The 16,100-nt window shown below is 59.7% G+C and carries 14 protein-coding genes, 1 tRNA gene and 5 pseudogenes; 3 read left to right on the forward strand and 17 right to left on the reverse strand.

Going from position 1 to position 16,100, the window contains the following annotated elements; genetic code table 11:
- Nucleotides 1-7: 7 nt before the first annotated feature.
- Nucleotides 8-869, forward strand: a pseudogene (locus tag FZ934_RS15965) (endonuclease/exonuclease/phosphatase family protein).
- Nucleotides 870-913: 44 nt separating this feature from the next.
- Here the strand turns inward: FZ934_RS15965 and FZ934_RS15970 are convergent.
- The 4 genes and pseudogenes from FZ934_RS15970 to rplU form a co-directional block, all read right to left on the reverse strand.
- Nucleotides 914-1,499 (reverse strand): annotated as a pseudogene (locus tag FZ934_RS15970) (GNAT family N-acetyltransferase).
- Nucleotides 1,496-2,152: a GNAT family N-acetyltransferase gene (locus FZ934_RS15975; protein WP_153271866.1), complete on the reverse strand. Its 657-nt coding sequence runs from the start codon at nt 2,150-2,152 to the stop codon at nt 1,496-1,498. The pseudogene FZ934_RS15970 and the gene FZ934_RS15975 overlap by 4 nt, the downstream one beginning before the upstream one ends.
- A 126-nt stretch (nt 2,153-2,278) precedes the next feature.
- Nucleotides 2,279-2,548 (reverse strand): 50S ribosomal protein L27, encoded by a 270-nt coding sequence (rpmA, locus tag FZ934_RS15980; protein ID WP_016556789.1) that lies wholly within the window; start codon nt 2,546-2,548, stop codon nt 2,279-2,281.
- Between the two features lie 35 nt (nt 2,549-2,583).
- Complete coding sequence (gene rplU, locus FZ934_RS15985) at nt 2,584-2,901, reverse strand: 50S ribosomal protein L21 (protein WP_153271867.1); 318 nt, start codon at nt 2,899-2,901, stop codon at nt 2,584-2,586.
- A gap of 302 nt (nt 2,902-3,203) precedes the next feature.
- Between rplU and FZ934_RS15990 the strand changes: the two genes are divergently transcribed.
- A tRNA-Ser gene (locus FZ934_RS15990) sits at nt 3,204-3,293 on the forward strand.
- Between the two features lie 127 nt (nt 3,294-3,420).
- On the opposite strand, the gene copC is transcribed toward FZ934_RS15990, so the two are convergent.
- The 12 genes and pseudogenes from copC to FZ934_RS16045 all read right to left on the reverse strand — a co-directional run bounded on the left by copC (nt 3,421) and on the right by FZ934_RS16045 (nt 13,785).
- The gene (copC, locus tag FZ934_RS15995; protein ID WP_153271868.1) at nt 3,421-3,786 is read right to left on the reverse strand and encodes a copper homeostasis periplasmic binding protein CopC; all 366 of its coding nucleotides are present in this window, start codon (nt 3,784-3,786) and stop codon (nt 3,421-3,423) included.
- A 63-nt stretch (nt 3,787-3,849) separates the two neighbouring features.
- Nucleotides 3,850-4,752, reverse strand: coding sequence for a copper uptake system-associated protein (locus tag FZ934_RS16000; RefSeq protein WP_153271869.1), 903 nt, complete (start codon nt 4,750-4,752; stop codon nt 3,850-3,852).
- 11 nt (nt 4,753-4,763) lie between these two features.
- Nucleotides 4,764-6,134: a PepSY-associated TM helix domain-containing protein gene (locus FZ934_RS16005; RefSeq protein ID WP_153271870.1), complete on the reverse strand. Its 1,371-nt coding sequence runs from the start codon at nt 6,132-6,134 to the stop codon at nt 4,764-4,766.
- A gap of 86 nt (nt 6,135-6,220) precedes the next feature.
- Complete coding sequence (locus tag FZ934_RS16010) at nt 6,221-6,625, reverse strand: hypothetical protein (protein WP_153271871.1); 405 nt, start codon at nt 6,623-6,625, stop codon at nt 6,221-6,223.
- Between the two features lie 195 nt (nt 6,626-6,820).
- The gene (locus FZ934_RS27855; RefSeq protein ID WP_194273726.1) at nt 6,821-6,982 is read right to left on the reverse strand and encodes a hypothetical protein; all 162 of its coding nucleotides are present in this window, start codon (nt 6,980-6,982) and stop codon (nt 6,821-6,823) included.
- 118 nt (nt 6,983-7,100) lie between these two features.
- The gene (locus FZ934_RS16015; RefSeq protein WP_153271872.1) at nt 7,101-7,283 is read right to left on the reverse strand and encodes a hypothetical protein; all 183 of its coding nucleotides are present in this window, start codon (nt 7,281-7,283) and stop codon (nt 7,101-7,103) included.
- A 161-nt stretch (nt 7,284-7,444) separates the two neighbouring features.
- Nucleotides 7,445-8,194: an ABC transporter ATP-binding protein gene (locus FZ934_RS16020; protein ID WP_153271873.1), complete on the reverse strand. Its 750-nt coding sequence runs from the start codon at nt 8,192-8,194 to the stop codon at nt 7,445-7,447.
- Nucleotides 8,191-9,023: pseudogene (locus FZ934_RS16025) on the reverse strand (ABC transporter ATP-binding protein). The gene FZ934_RS16020 and the pseudogene FZ934_RS16025 overlap by 4 nt, the downstream one beginning before the upstream one ends.
- Nucleotides 9,020-9,955, reverse strand: coding sequence for an ABC transporter permease (locus FZ934_RS16030; protein ID WP_153271874.1), 936 nt, complete (start codon nt 9,953-9,955; stop codon nt 9,020-9,022). Before FZ934_RS16030 ends, FZ934_RS16025 begins: the two are co-directional and overlap by 4 nt.
- Nucleotides 9,952-11,019, reverse strand: a complete 1,068-nt coding sequence (locus tag FZ934_RS16035; protein WP_153271875.1) for an ABC transporter permease — start codon at nt 11,017-11,019, stop codon at nt 9,952-9,954. The genes FZ934_RS16030 and FZ934_RS16035 overlap by 4 nt, the downstream gene beginning before the upstream one ends.
- A gap of 18 nt (nt 11,020-11,037) precedes the next feature.
- A pseudogene (locus FZ934_RS16040) lies at nt 11,038-12,680 on the reverse strand (ABC transporter substrate-binding protein).
- Between the two features lie 55 nt (nt 12,681-12,735).
- A complete protein-coding gene (locus FZ934_RS16045; protein WP_153271876.1) occupies nt 12,736-13,785 on the reverse strand; it encodes a dipeptidase in 1,050 nt (349 codons plus the stop codon).
- A 276-nt stretch (nt 13,786-14,061) separates the two neighbouring features.
- Between FZ934_RS16045 and FZ934_RS16050 the strand changes: the two genes are divergently transcribed.
- Nucleotides 14,062-14,571, forward strand: a complete 510-nt coding sequence (locus FZ934_RS16050; RefSeq protein ID WP_153271877.1) for a DUF1993 domain-containing protein — start codon at nt 14,062-14,064, stop codon at nt 14,569-14,571.
- Between the two features lie 6 nt (nt 14,572-14,577).
- On the opposite strand, the pseudogene FZ934_RS16055 reads toward FZ934_RS16050, so the two are convergent.
- A pseudogene (locus FZ934_RS16055) lies at nt 14,578-16,097 on the reverse strand (alkaline phosphatase family protein).
- Between the last annotated feature and the right edge of the window lie 3 nt (nt 16,098-16,100).

A 16,100-nucleotide genomic window follows, 5' to 3' on the forward strand; every position in this document is an offset into this window, starting at 1 on the left:
GATTATCGTGAAGTTTGCGAGCTATAACATACAGTACGGCTTCGGTCTTGATGGCATCTACGATCTCGACCGAATCGCCGCGAGCCTCGAGGGCGCAGACATCATCGCGCTCCAGGAAGTGACCCGCGGCTTCGTCAGGAACGACTATGCCGACATGGTGGCTAACCTGGCGGCGTTTTTTCCCAGCCATTTCTGGGTCTATGGGCCGGCTTGCGACCTGCATGTCGAAGTCAGTTCCGACGGCTGGCCGCAACGCGGAACGCGCTTCCAGTTTGGCAACATGGTACTTTCGCGCTGGCCGATCCTGTCGACCCGAACGCTGCTCTTGCCGCGCAGCCGAACGATCTCCAAGCTCAATCTCCAACGCGGCGCGACGGAAGCCGTCATCGAAACGCCTCATGGTGCGCTGCGCGTCTATTCGGTGCATCTCGACCACGTCTCGATCGACGAGCGCAACCGGCAACTCGCTCACCTGAACGAACGCATCAATGCCTTCGTTTCCGAGGGCGGCTCCGTTACCGGCGCCCCGAATTCGACGTCAATGATCCGCCGGTGCCCGAAGACTACGTCATCCTGGGCGACTTCAACATGACCCCGGAATCGCCCGAATACTGCGTTCTGGCCGGCGCGAAAGACGGCTACTACGGCCGCGTCCCGCGTATCGGCACGCCTGTCGACGCGCTTGCGGCGTTGGACGCCTACCCGCCGGCAGCTATAGCTGGATGGACCCCAAGGATCATGGCAAACGCATGCATCTCGATTACATCTTTGTCAGCTGCGGCCTCACCGGCCGGCTGAAATCGGCAACGATCGATACGGACTCGGTCGGCTCCGACCACTTTCCCATCTGGGTCGAGATCGACAACTAAGTGTTGAGGCGTCCCGACGCATCGGGACGCCTCATTTTTTAGTTTCAGGCGATCTTGGCCTGCTGCAACGCCCCCGGCATCAGCATCGTCTCGACATGCGTGACCATGGTATTGCGTGCGAAGCTGTAGATCTCGCTGCAACCGGTCATGCGGAAGCCGAGCTTTTCCTGCAGCTTCAGCGAGGCCGGGTTGTCGGCAAACACGCCGGAATGAACCGCGGTCTCGGGCATACGGCGCGAAAAACGCTCCAATACAGCCGATACCGCCTCGCTCATGTATCCGCGCCGCCAGTAGAAGCGGTTGAGCCAGTAGCCGAGGTGCCAGAGACCATGGCGCAACTCGATAGCGACGACACCGATATGCGCGTCGTCGCCGGTCGTGATCGCAAACTGCCAGTCGGGCATGCCGCCAGCCGTCACCGGTACCAGCCAGTCGAGCGCATCCTGCCTGTCGTAGGGGCAGGAACACGTGCGAGCATACGGGTCACGGCGAAGTCGGACAACGTGTCCGCGATCGCATCGGCATCGCTCAGCCGGTGCGGCCGGAGAACCAACCGGTCGGTGGCGATGACGGGCAGGGGCCGGGCGTCATCAGTTGGCTCCTGGGTCTTTGAAGACTGATCGCGTTCATAGGACGCTCCCCCAGCTTCTCAGTGACATCCAGGTCTTCCGATCAAGCCTGTACCACTCGACCGGCACGTTGCTGCCGAGCGCCAGCGACGCCGCAAGGCCCGATCCCTGGAACTGAAAACCGCACTTCTGGATGACCCGCCGCGACGCGACGTTCATCACCCGGCAACGGGCATCGATCTGATCGACATCTTCACGCGTGCGAAAGACCATATCGACCAGGGCGTGACACGCCTCGGTCATAAAGCCTTGATTCCAGAAAGGTTCTCCCAGCCAGTAACCGATCTCAACGGTCCGTCCGTCGAGATGTGGCTCCACTCCGCAGCAACCGATAAAGGCGCCGTTCTCGGCTTTGGTGATCGCATAGACGCACTTGCCAATCTCGCCGTTTTTCGTGCGTCGCACGAAGTCGGCGGCATCATTGGCCGTATACGGGTGCGGCATACGCGACACCATTGTGGCGACTTTGGCGTTGTTGGCAAGATGGGCAAGGGCGTCGATGTCTTCTTCGTGGGGCGCGCGCATGACGAGCCTTTCCGACAGCAAGACAGGGCAATCGGTCCTTAACCGCTCAGGCCGCAGCCGTTCCTTGGGAGACCGCTGGTCTTCCCGGAGAGACCGTGATTGGTCCTCCCTCAACAATTCGCCTTGCATGTTCAGTCCTCCTTCGTTGGACAAGAAAAAAGGGGAGATGGCGCCCCATCTCCCCTGTTTTCTAGACTGAACCTGATACGCTCAGCCGGGTCGATGAGACGCCGGCTGTTTTAGAGCGCTACCGGCTTATTCCGCTGCTTCCGCTTTCGGCATTACAGACACGTACACGCGGCCATTGGCCTTCGTACGGTAGTTCACATTGCCGGCCGTAAGCGCAAAAATGGTGTGGTCCTTACCGAGGCCGACGTTGGCGCCCGGATGCCACTGCGTACCGCGCTGACGCAGGATGATGTTGCCTGCGATGACGGTTTCGCCGCCGAACTTCTTCACGCCAAGGCGCTTGGATTCGGAATCACGACCGTTGCGCGATGAACCGCCAGCTTTTTTGTGTGCCATTGGAGTTCTCCTTTAAACCTTAAAGTCCCGTGATCTTACTTGGCAGCCACGATGTCCGTGATACGGACAACAGTGTGGTGCTGGCGATGGCCGCGCGAACGCTTCGAGTTCTGACGACGGCGCTTCTTGAAGGCGATGACCTTCTTGCCGCGGTTGTGCTCGACCACTTCGGCCTTGACGGAAGCGCCCTTGACGAAGGGAGCACCAATCGCAGCGTCGGCGCCTTCGCCGATTACGAGGACTTCGGTGAATTCAATTGCTTCGCCAGCGGTTGCTTCAAGCTTCTCGATGGTCAGCACGTCGTTTGCCGCCACACGGTACTGCTTACCGCCGGTCTTGATGACTGCGAACATTTTTTATCCTTTCATGTTCGTTCCGGCTCAGCCCGCGTCAAAACGGGAGGCCGTCTTTTTATCAGTCGATGTTGAGCAGGGATTTCAGAGGATTTCGCCTTGAATTCTGACTGCCGGTGAAATCTCCGCGCGAGCGCGAGGATAGCAAGGCGCGGACTTTTCCACACCTATTGCGCAGCGCAGATACGCGAGGCCCTGGGGACTGTCAAGGCAAAAGGATGAAAAGCTTGAGATTTCATCTTGCCAGCCCGCAAAACTCTCGCTATGAGACAGCCCGCGCCTAACGGCGTCAACCAGACCGCGGAGAGGTGGCAGAGTGGTTGAATGTACCGCACTCGAAATGCGGCGTGCCTGCAAGGGTACCGTGGGTTCAAATCCCACCCTCTCCGCCATTCAACACACCTGCGATTGATAGTCCCTCACTTTTAGCCAACGTCCGCTTGGCAGCCGATGTGTAATTGTGTGCTGATCGTAGGTCGGGCGAGACAGGGCTCGCCCAGGCAACCGAGCTATATCCCCCTAAGGCGTCACCGTGAAGGTGTATGTTCCGTTGGTCTTGTGGCCGTCCGTTGACAGCACATGCCAATCGACCTCGTAGACGCCTGGCGCGAGCGTGCCGGCGAACGGAACCATCAGTATTTTGCGACCATCCATCAACATGATATCGCCAAGTTTCACCTCCTTGCCGTCGAGCGCGGTAACTTTGGCGCCGCTGAATTTAATGTTGAGCTCTTCGCTGAACGTCAGGTCCAGTTCGCTGGGTGCGGCAACCGAACTATTGTCGGCCGGGACCGACGATTTCAGGTGCGCATGAGCGAACGCTTGCCCGGAAAAGCCGAGGACCACCGTAGCGGCGCAGAGAAAACGGAGCGTGAAACTAGGCATGCGATGCCTCCCTGATTGCTTGATAGATGAATGGACGTAGGACGAACCTGTAAGGCGCCCGTCTCATTGAGCATGGCCTTCATGGCCGCCGTGGTCGGCGTTGCCGCTGGACTGCTCCATCAAAACCGTCCCCTCAAAACTTGAGAAAAGCTGTAGCGTCTTTGCGTCGAGCTTTGCTTCCGCAGCCTTCAGCGCGGAGGAAAGAGCGGATGCATCGGCAGCAGAGATACCGACTTTCTCAAGTGCGTTCGCCTCGGTGATACCGTCACCGCTGCAAAGATAGACGCTCCATCCATGCGGACTGCTCTTCAGGAGCGCCCGGCCACCGCGGCCATCCTGCAGCCATCCAGCGATTGCCCAATCTCCCTGAACAACGACAGGGTTGACCGTCAACGGCTTCTCCGGCGTTTCGAACATTGCCTTCAGTCTGGCGGGAATCGTTTGCTGGGCGTCGCCCCCCATGACCATCTGGCTCATATCCATTCCCGTCATATCGCCCTGCTCGGCCTTGGCAGCGCCGATCGGGCCGAAGGCACTCCCGACAGCGAATTCCACGTCGACACGACCGGCCTTCTGGAAGGTCAGGGTCGCCCGGATCTGCTCACCTTCCTTGAACGGCTTGTCGACGTCCATGAACATCAGGTGATAGCCGCCAGGCTTCAGCTCGACCGTTTCACCCGGCGGCAGTTCCAGGCCTTGCCTGGCCTCGCGCATGACCATGATGCCGCCGTTGACGCTCATCTCATGCAGCTGAACGGACTTTGCCCTGTCCGACGAGATCGACACCAAAACATCCGCTTCCCCACCGGAATTCTTGATCGTCAGATAGCCCCCGCCCACCTTGGCGCCGGGCAGCATTGCCCGGGCGGCCGGTGCGAGAACGGCAATCTCGCCGGCCGTGTAGTCCCGTGCTTCGGCGCCTTGTGCAGCCAGCACGATCAGAACTGCGAGAAACAGCTTTTTCATCGAAACGCCTCCTAGGCAAAAACACGCCGCAGCGGCGGCACAAAGCGAACTAAAACCTGATCGAAAGCGACCATCACCAGCACGGCGAGGCCACTTAACGGAAACAGCACGGCAAACACGGCCACGATTACCCAAAGACCGAAATAGACCGACCGCTGCGGCGGCATCGGCGGTACGCCTAATCGGCCGGATGGCCGCCGCTTCCACCACATGATCACCGCCGACACGCAACTGACAATGATCGCCAGGCACGTGGCCAGCATCAGCAGCTGATTGAACCGTCCCCACTCCTGCCCCTGATGGACGTTGATCCCCCATTCGATGGCCTTGCCGAGGAAAGGGTACTGGCTGAAAGCGAGATCGACCAGCGGCTTGCCGGAATACTGATCGATATGGATCGTTCGTTCACCGCTGACATCCTCTGGATAGACGGCCGCAGTGTAAACGCCCGCCCCGCCCGCCGGCATGGCGAGATCGAAGCCGGGCCGGATGCCGAGCCCTCTGGCAATCTCCACCGCAGCGTTGATACCGATAGGCTTGGCCGACTGCGCGGCGGCGATGTCCGACAGCGGAACCGGCGCCCTCTCGACGACCCAGCCCGGCTTCGGCAGGATATCTTCAGTTACCTTGCGCGACTGCGGGACATTGTCCCAGAGCTCGACGGGATAGCCGAGACCGCGGCTGGTCAGCCATTCATTGACGTTGCCTCCCCAATAACCGGACCAAGGCATGCCGGTGATGGCAAGAAAGAAGATCAGCACACCGGCGAACGCTCCCGTTACGGCATGCAGGTCACGCCAGAAGACGCGCCGCCTCGGTGTGCCACGCAGGCTGACGACGCCTCCGCTCTGTTGTCGGGGCCACCAGAGATAGATTCCGCTCACGACGAGCATCATGGCGAAACCGCCTGTGATCTCTACCAGCCTGTTGGCGGCGGGGCCGAAGAAGGCAAGGCTATGGATGCGCTTGACGACATAGTTGAATTCGTCGGTCGCCCCTACTGTATCGAGAACCGCCCCGTTGTACGGATTGACGAAAACCAGGGTCTCCGCATCGCCGGTCGCGACGGTTACGATCGCGGAGCGCTCTGCCGACGCCGGATCCCTGTAGGAAACGATGGAACCATTCGGCAAGGCATGCCTTGCGATTTCGGTGATGTCAGCGGGAGAAAGACGCGCTCCTTCTGGAACAACGTTGTAGCGGTAACCAAAGAAGGTGTCGTTGATCTCATCCTTGAAGAGATACAGCGACCCTGTCACCGCCAGGTTCAGCATGAAGGGAATGACAAGCAATCCCGCGAAAAAGTGCCAGCGCCACAGGGCACGATAGAGCGAAACGCCGCTCTGATGTTCCGCCTGTCCGGCGGCCGCAGTCATAGACATGAAATGGTCCGTATCCAAGCTGATCGCGCAACGAGCGCATCAGGCATATGCAAGGCGCGACTGCGGCTGCCGGCCGCAACGCGGGTTCAAGCGTGGATCAGACTTGCAGGGGGCGCTCGCGGACCGGTATTGGGCGCCAAAAGCTTGCGCGCGATCACGGCAGCCCGCAAGGGCAGTTCAGCCTTCACAAGGATGTCGGAGCGAATCCCCCCGAGTTCACTCGGCACCGGGAGGATCACGGCCGCACTGATACGGCAGGCCTCGCATCCGCTCACATGCGCCTTGTCGGGATGAGCTTTCCCGGTCTCGCTGCTGACAGTAACGCAGAGTGTCGGCAGTGTCCCATCGGGAAGTACGAATGCCGAAAAATCACCTGACGTTGGGCTCGCCGCAAGGGCGGGGAGTTGATGGGAAAAACCAACGAAGACGAGCGCGAGCGCGCAAAGAATGCGCACGCTCCACTGCTTTGTCTTCGTAAACAAACGCCTCATAGTTCCCCTGCCGCAGGCACGGACACGTTGATAGCCACATTCCGTGGAAACCTCAATGCGGCAAAGAGGCTTTTGGGCCAAGGCCAAAACTGCGGGGAACTGGTTTGACCAAGCGCTTCGTCACGAAGGCGAGGTTACGATTGGAGTCCTGCCACCATCCGGTTAAACAGCAAGTCTGGATGCCGGCCGACAAAGTCAGCCGATGAGACCGAAAACCAATGAGGTAACGAAAACAAACGCAGCCGCGATCAATCCCGCATGCAGGATGAACTGCAATTTGCCGTGGTTTGCCCGCTTCCGATTGCGTACGGGCCCGTGATGGTTTGCATGAGTATGCGCGATACCCAAATCTGCCATGTGCCGCCTCCGCTCGTTGCAAGTTTTAACTTGCCGTGATTTTCTTATATTCTCTATCTACTTGGTAGAGATAATTTTGCTTCGAACCCGCTTGGACGGAAAATTCTGTTTTCCGATTTCAGCAGACGGTACGCCACGCCCAGATCAACGAGCGTTCCACTGCGTTCGGTTGCTGCGACGCGTTCGAAACGTCGATCTTGCGCCGATCTTTTTCGGCGGGAACGGAAACCGATGCAGCAGCGCTATCCACTTTAGCGGGTGGCGCGAGATAACCCATGGTCATGCCGCCGAGAAAAAACATGCCTCATCTCCATGATCACGAAAATTAACGAGCGTTAACGGGATCATGACAGAAATAAGGCAGCTGTCAATAGTCTAGTCGAATGGTCGTGTTTTCGAACAATTGCAAGCCGCAGAGACGGCAAGACGGATAAGTCCTTAAATACATTCAGAAAGCAGCAATTACGCCCGCACAAAGCCCTTGCTCGCGATCATTAAATTTCGCGTGTAGTCTTCATGAACGCTACCGCTCGCAAGTTCCGTCGCTGTTAACCTCTCGACCACGACACCGTTTCTCATGACGGCAAGTCGGTCACACATATGGGTGATGACACCGAGGTCATGGCTCACCATCACAAAGGTAAGCTGCCGGTCGCGCCTCACCTGCTCCAAGAGGTTCAGTACCTCGGCCTGTACCGAGGCGTCGAGCGCTGACGTTGGCTCATCGAGGAGAAGAATGGACGGTTCCACGATCAGCGCGCGTGCAATCGCCACGCGCTGCCGCTGGCCTCCAGACAGCTGATGCGGATAGCGGAAGCGGAACCCGTTGCCGAGACCGACTTCGTCCAGCGCGCGTGCGATGCGCCGGTCACTGTCGCTTATGCCATGGATCGCCAGAGGCTCAAGCAGCAAGCGGTCGATCGTTTGCCGGGGATGCAGTGATCCATAGGGATCTTGAAACACCATCTGCACTTGCCTGTAAAAGGCCTTGCTCCGGCGGGAACCGACAAGAGGCTCACCGTGAATGCGGATCTCACCTGACGTTACCGGTGCGAGCCCCGCAACGGCGCGCAATAGGGTCGACTTTCCCGACCCGGATTCGCCGACCAGCCCGAAGGACTCGCCTGCCCCGATCTCGACGCCCACAGTCTTGAGAGCATGGAAGTGATCATAGACGACGCTAAGGCCGTCGACCGCGAGAGCCGCACTCATGCCGCCCACTCCGGCTTGCGATCGAGGACCGGCAGCGGATGTCTGCTTTCGCCGATCTGCGGCATGCAGTTCAGCAGGCCGCGCGTATAGGGATGCTGTGCGTTTTTCAGTTCGGAAGCCTTCAGTTCTTCAACGACCTTGCCGGCGTACATGACGAGGACGCGGTCGCAGAATGATGAGACGAGACGGAGATCGTGCGAGACGAAGATCAGACCCATCCCACGCTCGGAAACCAGCCGATCCATGATCCGCAGCACGTCGAGCTGCACCGTGACATCGAGCGCCGAGGTCGGTTCGTCAGCGATCAGCAATTCGGGACCCGCGATCAGCATCATGGCGATCATCGCGCGCTGACCCATGCCGCCCGAAACCTCGTGCGGATGGAGGTCAAAGACGCGCTTTGGATCGCGGATCTGCACCGCCTCAAGCATGGCCAATGCGCGATCGCGAGCCTCGCTCCGGCTGATGTTTTCGTGAGTGCGCAGCGTCTCGCAGATTTGCCGGCCGATCGTCATGACGGGATCGAGAGAATACTTGGGGTCCTGAAGCACCATGGCGATGCGCTTGCCACGCAGCTGCCGCCGTTCCTTGGGAGACGCCTTGAGGAGGTCGATACCGTTGAAATCCAGAGTGTCGGCCGTCACGACACCATGCTTGGGGTGAGCCCCATGATCGCGCGACCCGTCTGCGATTTTCCGGAACCGGATTCTCCGACGATCGCGAGACGTTCTTTTTGCAGCGAGAAGGAGACGCCACGAACCGCTTCCACGACGCCGGTACGCGTGGGGTAGCTGACTTTCAGATTGTTTACGGTGAGGAGAGAGGTCATTGTCCGCTTTCCTTGGGGTCGAGCGCATCCCGAAGTCCATCGCCGAGCAGGTTGAACCCGAGGCTGACCACCAGGATCGCTATGCCGGGCATGGCGGCGACCCACCATTGATCGAGAATGAATCGCCGTCCCGAGGCGATCATCGCACCCCATTCCGGCAGCGGTGGCTGAGCGCCGAGGCCGAGGAAGCCGAGGCCGGCGGCCGTCAGGATAATCCCGGCCATGTCGAGGGTGACGCGGACGATCAGCGAGGAGATGCACAGCGGCATCACGTGCCGCACAATGATCCGAAGCGGCGAGGCGCCCATCAACCGAACCGCGGCGATAAAGTCCGACCGACGAACCGTCAGCGTTTCAGCGCGAGCGATACGGGCATAGGGCGGCCAAGAGGTGATGGCGATAGCGATGATCGCGTTCTGGATGCCCGGGCCGAGCGCGGCAACAAAGGCAAGGGCCAGAACGAGCTTCGGAAACGCCAGGAAGATATCAGTAATGCGCATAAGGACAGCATCGACCCAGCCACCGGCGTAGCCGGAGACCGTGCCGATAATCAGCCCGATCGGCGCGGAAATGATCGCAACCAGCACAACGACGAGAAGCGTCAGGCGCGAACCGTAGATCAGGCGCGAGAAGATATCGCGACCCTGGTCGTCAGTGCCGAGGATGTAGCCTTCGGTGCCGGGCGGCAGCAGCCGGGCATTCTTGAGATCCCCGACAACAGGGGAGTGGGTTGCAAGCAGATCGGCAAACGCGGCGATCAGAAGCAGCGCGATGATGATCACCAGGCCAACGACCGCCAGACGGTTTGCTGTGAATTGCCGCCACGTCACATAGGCTCGACCCAGGCGAGCCTGTCTTCGAGACTGCGGCCGATCGGACAGCAGCCACTCGCGGCGGCTCATAGGTGCAGATTGCTGAGCGGGAGCGGTCATCGGGTGCGCGTCCTGGGATCGAGAGTGCGGTAGAGAAGATCGGACACGAGGTTGATTCCGATGAAGACGGTACCGATGACGATCGTTCCGCCGAGGACGGCATTCATGTCGGCGTTCTGCAAGGAATTGGTGATGTAGAGACCAATCCCGGGCCAGGAGAATACGGTCTCGGTCAGCACCGAGCCTTCCAGAAGTCCGGCATAGGACAGGGCAATAACCGTAACGAGCGGGACGGCGGCGTTGCGCAGCGCATGGCCCCATATGACGCGGGTTTCGGAAAGGCCCTTGGCGCGCGCCGCCACGACATATTCCTGGCTGAGTTCATTCAACATGAAACTGCGGGTCATGCGGCTGATATAGGCGAGCGAGAAATAGCCAAGCAGCGAGGCCGGCAGGATGATGTGCCGGAAGACGTCGTAGAAGACATCCCACTGCCCCTGCATGGCGCTGTCGAGCAGATAGAAACCGGTCACCGGCGTGAACGTATACTCGAAAACGATGTCGATGCGGCCGGGGAAGGCCACCCAGCGCAGCTTGGCATAGAAGATCACCAGCGAGATCAGCGAAAGCCAGAAGATCGGCACGGAGTAGCCGATCAGGCCGATGACGCGGACGATCTGGTCGGCGAAGCTGCCACGCTTGACGGCGGCAAGCACGCCGAGCGGAACGCCGATCACCGAGCCGATGATGGTCCCGAGCGTCGCAAGTTCGATCGTCGCCGGGAAGACGCGCTTGATGTCGACCATAACAGGGTTCGTGGTCAGCACCGAGGTGCCGAAATCGCCGGCAAGGATGCCTTTGAGGTAGATGTAGAACTGCTGGTAGAGCGGCAGGTCGAAACCCATTTCGCGCCGCACGCGCTCGACCACATGGGCCGGGGCGCGGTCACCGAGAATGGCCAAGACCGGATCGATCGGCACGACACGACCGATGAAGAAGGTAACGGCGAGAAGGCCGAGATAGGTGGTGACGGCAGCGATGAGAAAGCGCCCGACAGCCTTTGCAATGGGAAGAGCACGGCCGGGTTTCGGCCGTGCTTCCGTCGTTGGTTCGACTACGCTCAATGGATCAGCCCCGCCTGATCATTCCTTGCCGATCGGGCCGACGTAGTTGGTGTCGAAGCTCGGTCCGAGCTTGAAGTTCGTCAGGCCCTTGCGGTAGCCGGCGACTTCGGTCTGCTGGAAAATGAAGACGAACGGGCTGTTGGCCAGATACTTCTTCTGGATGTCCTGATACATCGCAGCGCGCTTGGCGTTGTCGCGCTCGAGCAGGGCGGCCTTGGCTTCCTTGTCGAGTTCCGGCGCTTCCCAGGTGTTGCGCCAGGCGAGCGTCTTCACTGTGCCGGCGTCCGAGTTGTCAGGGTTGCTGGTGAACGTATCAGCGTTGGAGTTCGGGTCGAAATAGTCCGAACCCCACTGGCCGATGTAGATGTCATGCGTGCGGGCGCGGAACTTGGTCAGCGTCTGCTTGCCATCGCCGGGGATGATTTCCATCTTGATGCCGGCCTGGGCGACCGACTGCTGGATGGATTCGGCAATGCCGGTGACCGGCTGAGTATTGCGGACGTCGATCGTGACCGAGAAGCCATCCTTGAGACCTGCCTTCGCCAGCAGTTCCTTGGCCTTGGCGACATCGAGCTTGTAGGGGTTCTCGTCGAGGGCGCCGAGCTGGCCCTTCGGCAGGAAGGTCTGATGGATCTCGCCGATGCCCTTGATGAGCGTAGAGCCGATGGCATCGTAGTCCACGAGGTACTTGAAGGCTTCCTGGACTTCCGGCTTCTTCAGGTTTTCGTTCTTGGAGTTCAGGCTGATGAAGTAGACGGTGCCCTTCGGTGCGCTTTCGGCGGCGAGGTCAGCGTTCTTGGCAACAGCATCGAGATCGCCGGGCTCGAGGTTGCGGGCGATGTCGATATCGCCTGCCTCAAGCGCCAGGCGCTGAGCCGAGCTTTCCTTCATGAAGCGGTAGATGACGCGGTTCAGCTTGGCCTTGTCGCCATAATAGTTGTCGTTGCGTTCGAGAACGACGACTTCGTTCGCGCGCCATTCGCGCAGCTTGAAGGCGCCGGAGCCGGCGTAACCCGTCTTCAGCCACTCATTGCCGAAGTCGTTGTCGTACTTGTAGTCGGCCGAAGGGGTGACCGGCTTGACGTGATCGAGAACCAGCTTCTTGTCGACGACAGAGGCAACCGTTGCCGTCAGGCAGTTCAGCACGAAGCTCGGCGCGTAAGCCTTGTCGACGGTGAAGGTAAAGGTGTTCTCGTCGGTCGCCTTGGCCTTCTCGGTGACGTTATCGCCATTGATGCCGAACTGGGTGATGATGAAGGCCGGGCTCTTGTCGAGCTTGACTGCGCGCTCGAACGACCATGCAACATCTTCTGCAGTGATCGGGTTGCCCGACGCAAATTTGAGGCCGGACTTGAGCTTGAAAGTGTAGGTGAGGCCGTCATCCGACACGGTCCAGCTATCAGCCAGGTCGCCCTTGACCTTGGAGGTGTCGGCCATGTCGAGGCGCACCAGCAGGCTGTAGGTGTTGCTCGTCACTTCTGCCGTCGACAGCTCGAAAGCCTCGCCCGGATCCATGGTGATGATGTCGTCGATCGCGAAGCCTTCGACGAGCGTATCCTTCGGCGTTTCGGCGAATGCCGCCGGAGCGGCGATCATCAGGAGGAGAGGGCGGCGCTTGCGGAAAGCACCCGGAAACTGCGGTTAAATTTGGTCATGATCATGGTTTTGTTCCCCTGTTTCTCTAATATATTGCAAATAATGTTTGGCTTCGGCGCCCTATTCTCCCCACGCCGAACCCAGGATTCTCAGCCAGTTCCCGCTGGCCAATTTCTCAAGATCCTCGCCAGCATAGCCAGCCCGCTTCAACGCGGCAATCAGGTTCTGATTGCCGGCAGCATCGCCGATTTCATCCGGAATTGTCGCGCCATCGAAATCAGAACCGAGAGCGACGCAGTCGATCCCGACACGCTCCACCAGATAATCGATATGGCGGATCATATCGCTGAGCGGCGTGTCGCCGTCAGACCGGCCATCCTTGCGGAGCATGGCGGTCGCGTAATTTATGCCGACAAGGCCCTTGCTTTCTCTGATCGCTTCAAGCTGCTTGTCCGTCAGATTGCGCGCGACCGGCGTCAGCGCGTGAGCGTTGGAATGGCTGGCCACCAGTGGCTGATCGGTGGTCTTGGCCACATCCCAGAAGCCCTTTTCGGTGATGTGCGCGAGATCGATCATGATGCCGAGACGGTTGCACTCGCGCACCAGCGCAAAGCCGGCGTCCGTCAGGCCCGGCGCCGTATCCGGCGACATCGGAAACGCGAACGGTACACCATGTCCGAAAATGTTATGCCGGCTCCAGACCGGTCCAAGCGACCTCAGTCCGGCGGCGTAGAAAACCTCGAGTGCAGCAAGATCGGAGCCGATCGCCTCGCAGCCTTCCATATGCATTACCGCAGCAAAGACCTGATCTGACATTGCCTGCCGGATTTCCTTGACGGTGCGGCACAACCGCCATGCGCCGGCCCGATCGAGCCGAAGCGCGATCGCCGCCATTTCGGTGGCAATCTTCAGCGAGGGAAGCGGCTCGAGGGGCGCTGCAAGCGGCGTCACATAGTGACCGTTCTTGTCGGGATCGGCAAAGACCAGATCGCCCGAAGGCACGTAGATCGCGCACAAACCGCCGGCCAGTCCGCCCTTCTTCGCCCGCGGGCCGTCGATGTGCCCGGTATCAGTGCCGTTGGAAAATTCGGCGACAGGATCGCCACCTTCCCGTTCATGCGTCCAGAGCCGAAGAAGAACGTCGTTATGACCGTCGAATACCAATTGCATTGCTGTTCCTGTGTGCCCGGGCGGGCGATGCGAAGCCGGCAGAATAGAAAAGCTGGCAAAATACGCCACCCCTTTTTTGAGAAATTTTTTCAGCGTGATAGCGCAGCCAGGTGAGCAACCGCCGTCCTCGCCGGACAGACCGAAAGGCTGGTTAAATGCCTCAGGGAACGACGAAGAAAAATAAGCTGCCGGAGGTCGCCGCGCCTCGTTAAAACAGAGTGCGCGCACCCTATATCTGCTGCCGCAACAGCCCCCGCATCTCTTATGGAGACATCAATGCCTATTTCGATGTATCGCCTCACGGTCCCTTTGTTCCAACGAGGCCTGACCACTCTAGGAACCTATCTGGACAAGGCGGAAAGCCATGCCGCCGAAAAAGGCATCGCATCTTCCGAGTTGGTATCGTCGCGCCTCGCGCCCGACATGCTGCCGTTTTCCGGCCAGTTCCAGCGTGCAACCGACAGCGCCAAGCTCGCCATTGCGCGCCTGACGGCGACCGACGCCCCGAAATTCGAGGATAACGAGACGACGATCGGCGACCTGCGCGAGCGTCTCGCGAAGACCAACTCCTACCTCGCGACGATTGCGCCGAGCGCGCTCGACGGTACGGAAACAAACGAGGTCACGATCGCCCCTGGCGGCAACAAGTTCACCTTCCGTGGCGACGAGTACCTGGCGACCTTCGCCTTACCCAACTTCTATTTTCACATTTCGATGGCACACGCCATTCTGCGAAATCAGGGCGTTGCGGTCGGAAAGATGGATTACCTCGGCCGCTTCTCTTGAACCTTTTCAGGGCCGGGCGGTAACCGGCCCTGCTTCCGTAAGCTCGGTGTAGGCCAGCGTCTGGTCCAGATGGCGGGCTCGCAGAGAAAGCAGCTTCTCTGCATACGCCAGGCGCACCGGCGCATAAGCGGCCTCCTCAGCGACGTTGCTAAGCTCCATCGGGTCCTTCTCAAGGTCGAAGAGCAACGGCGGCAACGCAGCAAAATGCACGAACTTGAACTGCGCATCCCTGATAACCGCAAGATTGCATTCATTGGAACGAAGGCCGAAGTGGTCTTCGGCGGTCCGATGAACGACGTCGCGGAAATCGAACTCCCAGAAAGCCGCATCGCGCCAAGATGAGTTCGCACCATTTGAAACGAATGGCATGAGCGATTGACCATCGAGCCAATTGCCGGACCGAAGACCCAGGCGTTCGCAGAGTGTCGGAAAGATATCGGCCGCACTCGTGAACACCCGAACGGGCGTTCCAATCGCCTTCACTTGGGGGTCACGAATAACCAGCGGAATATGGTAGCTGCCGTCAAAGTAGCCGCCTTTGCCCAGCGCCCAGTGATCGCCCGCCATCTCCGCGTGATCGGACGTGAAAATGACAAGCGTATTGTCCCATGCACCGGATTGCTTGAGAGCATTCCAGATCCGGCCAAGCTGCGCATCGACCTCGCCGATCATGCCATAGTAGATCGCGCGGATGGCTTCGAGCTGGTTCGCATTCCAGTCGCTGACCGAGCCTGAAGCGCCATAGACGAAGCTACCTTGTTCCATCCTCGGCATCGCATAGGCGAGATAAGGATGCTGCCGCTTCTCTGTCTCGCGATCCTCCGCTCGGGCAAAGCGCGGCCCATCCTCCGGTGCGTACATATCGTTGTAGGGCGCCGGCACCGAGAAAGGCGGGTGGGGACGCAGGAAGGAAACATGCGCGAACCACGGTCGGTCCTGCTCACCCACCCAGCGAATGAACTCGCCGGCAAGGAACGCCGTCTGCGTCTCCTCTTTCGAATAGGCGGTCGGCGCATTCGATATCTGCCCCGGGCGAGCGCCGACGGGAATGTGGACGCTCCGATCGAAGGCATCGGCGTGGCCGCGCTCGCGCAGCCACGAAAGCCACTGTTTTTCATGTTCGGGCAGGAGCTGCCGTGCAGTGAAACCCGGCAGGAGACCTTCGTAGGTCGTCAAGTGCGGATCCCCGGGAGCAAGCTCGCGGGATCAGGCGCCGTATCGGTGTATCCGAACAACGTCGGTTCGTATCCCGCCCGGCGCGCTGCCAGCGCCAGATTATCGAACCGAGCATCGAGGGGCGAACCATTGCGGCAGACGCGATGATTCATCTGGTAGAGCCCGGTATAGAGCGTCGCACGCGCCGGTGAGCAGGGGGCTGCACCGGCATAATGGCGTGCGAACAACGTGCCTTCAGCAGCAAAGGCATCCACATTCGGCGTCTTCACGCAAGGATGCCCGACCGCGGAAAGGCAATCGCCGCGCCACTGGTCGGCCGTGATCAGAAGAACATTGGGCCTGTTGCTCATGCG

Source organism: Rhizobium grahamii (assembly GCF_009498215.1).
GTDB classification, from domain to species: domain Bacteria; phylum Pseudomonadota; class Alphaproteobacteria; order Rhizobiales; family Rhizobiaceae; genus Rhizobium; species Rhizobium grahamii_A.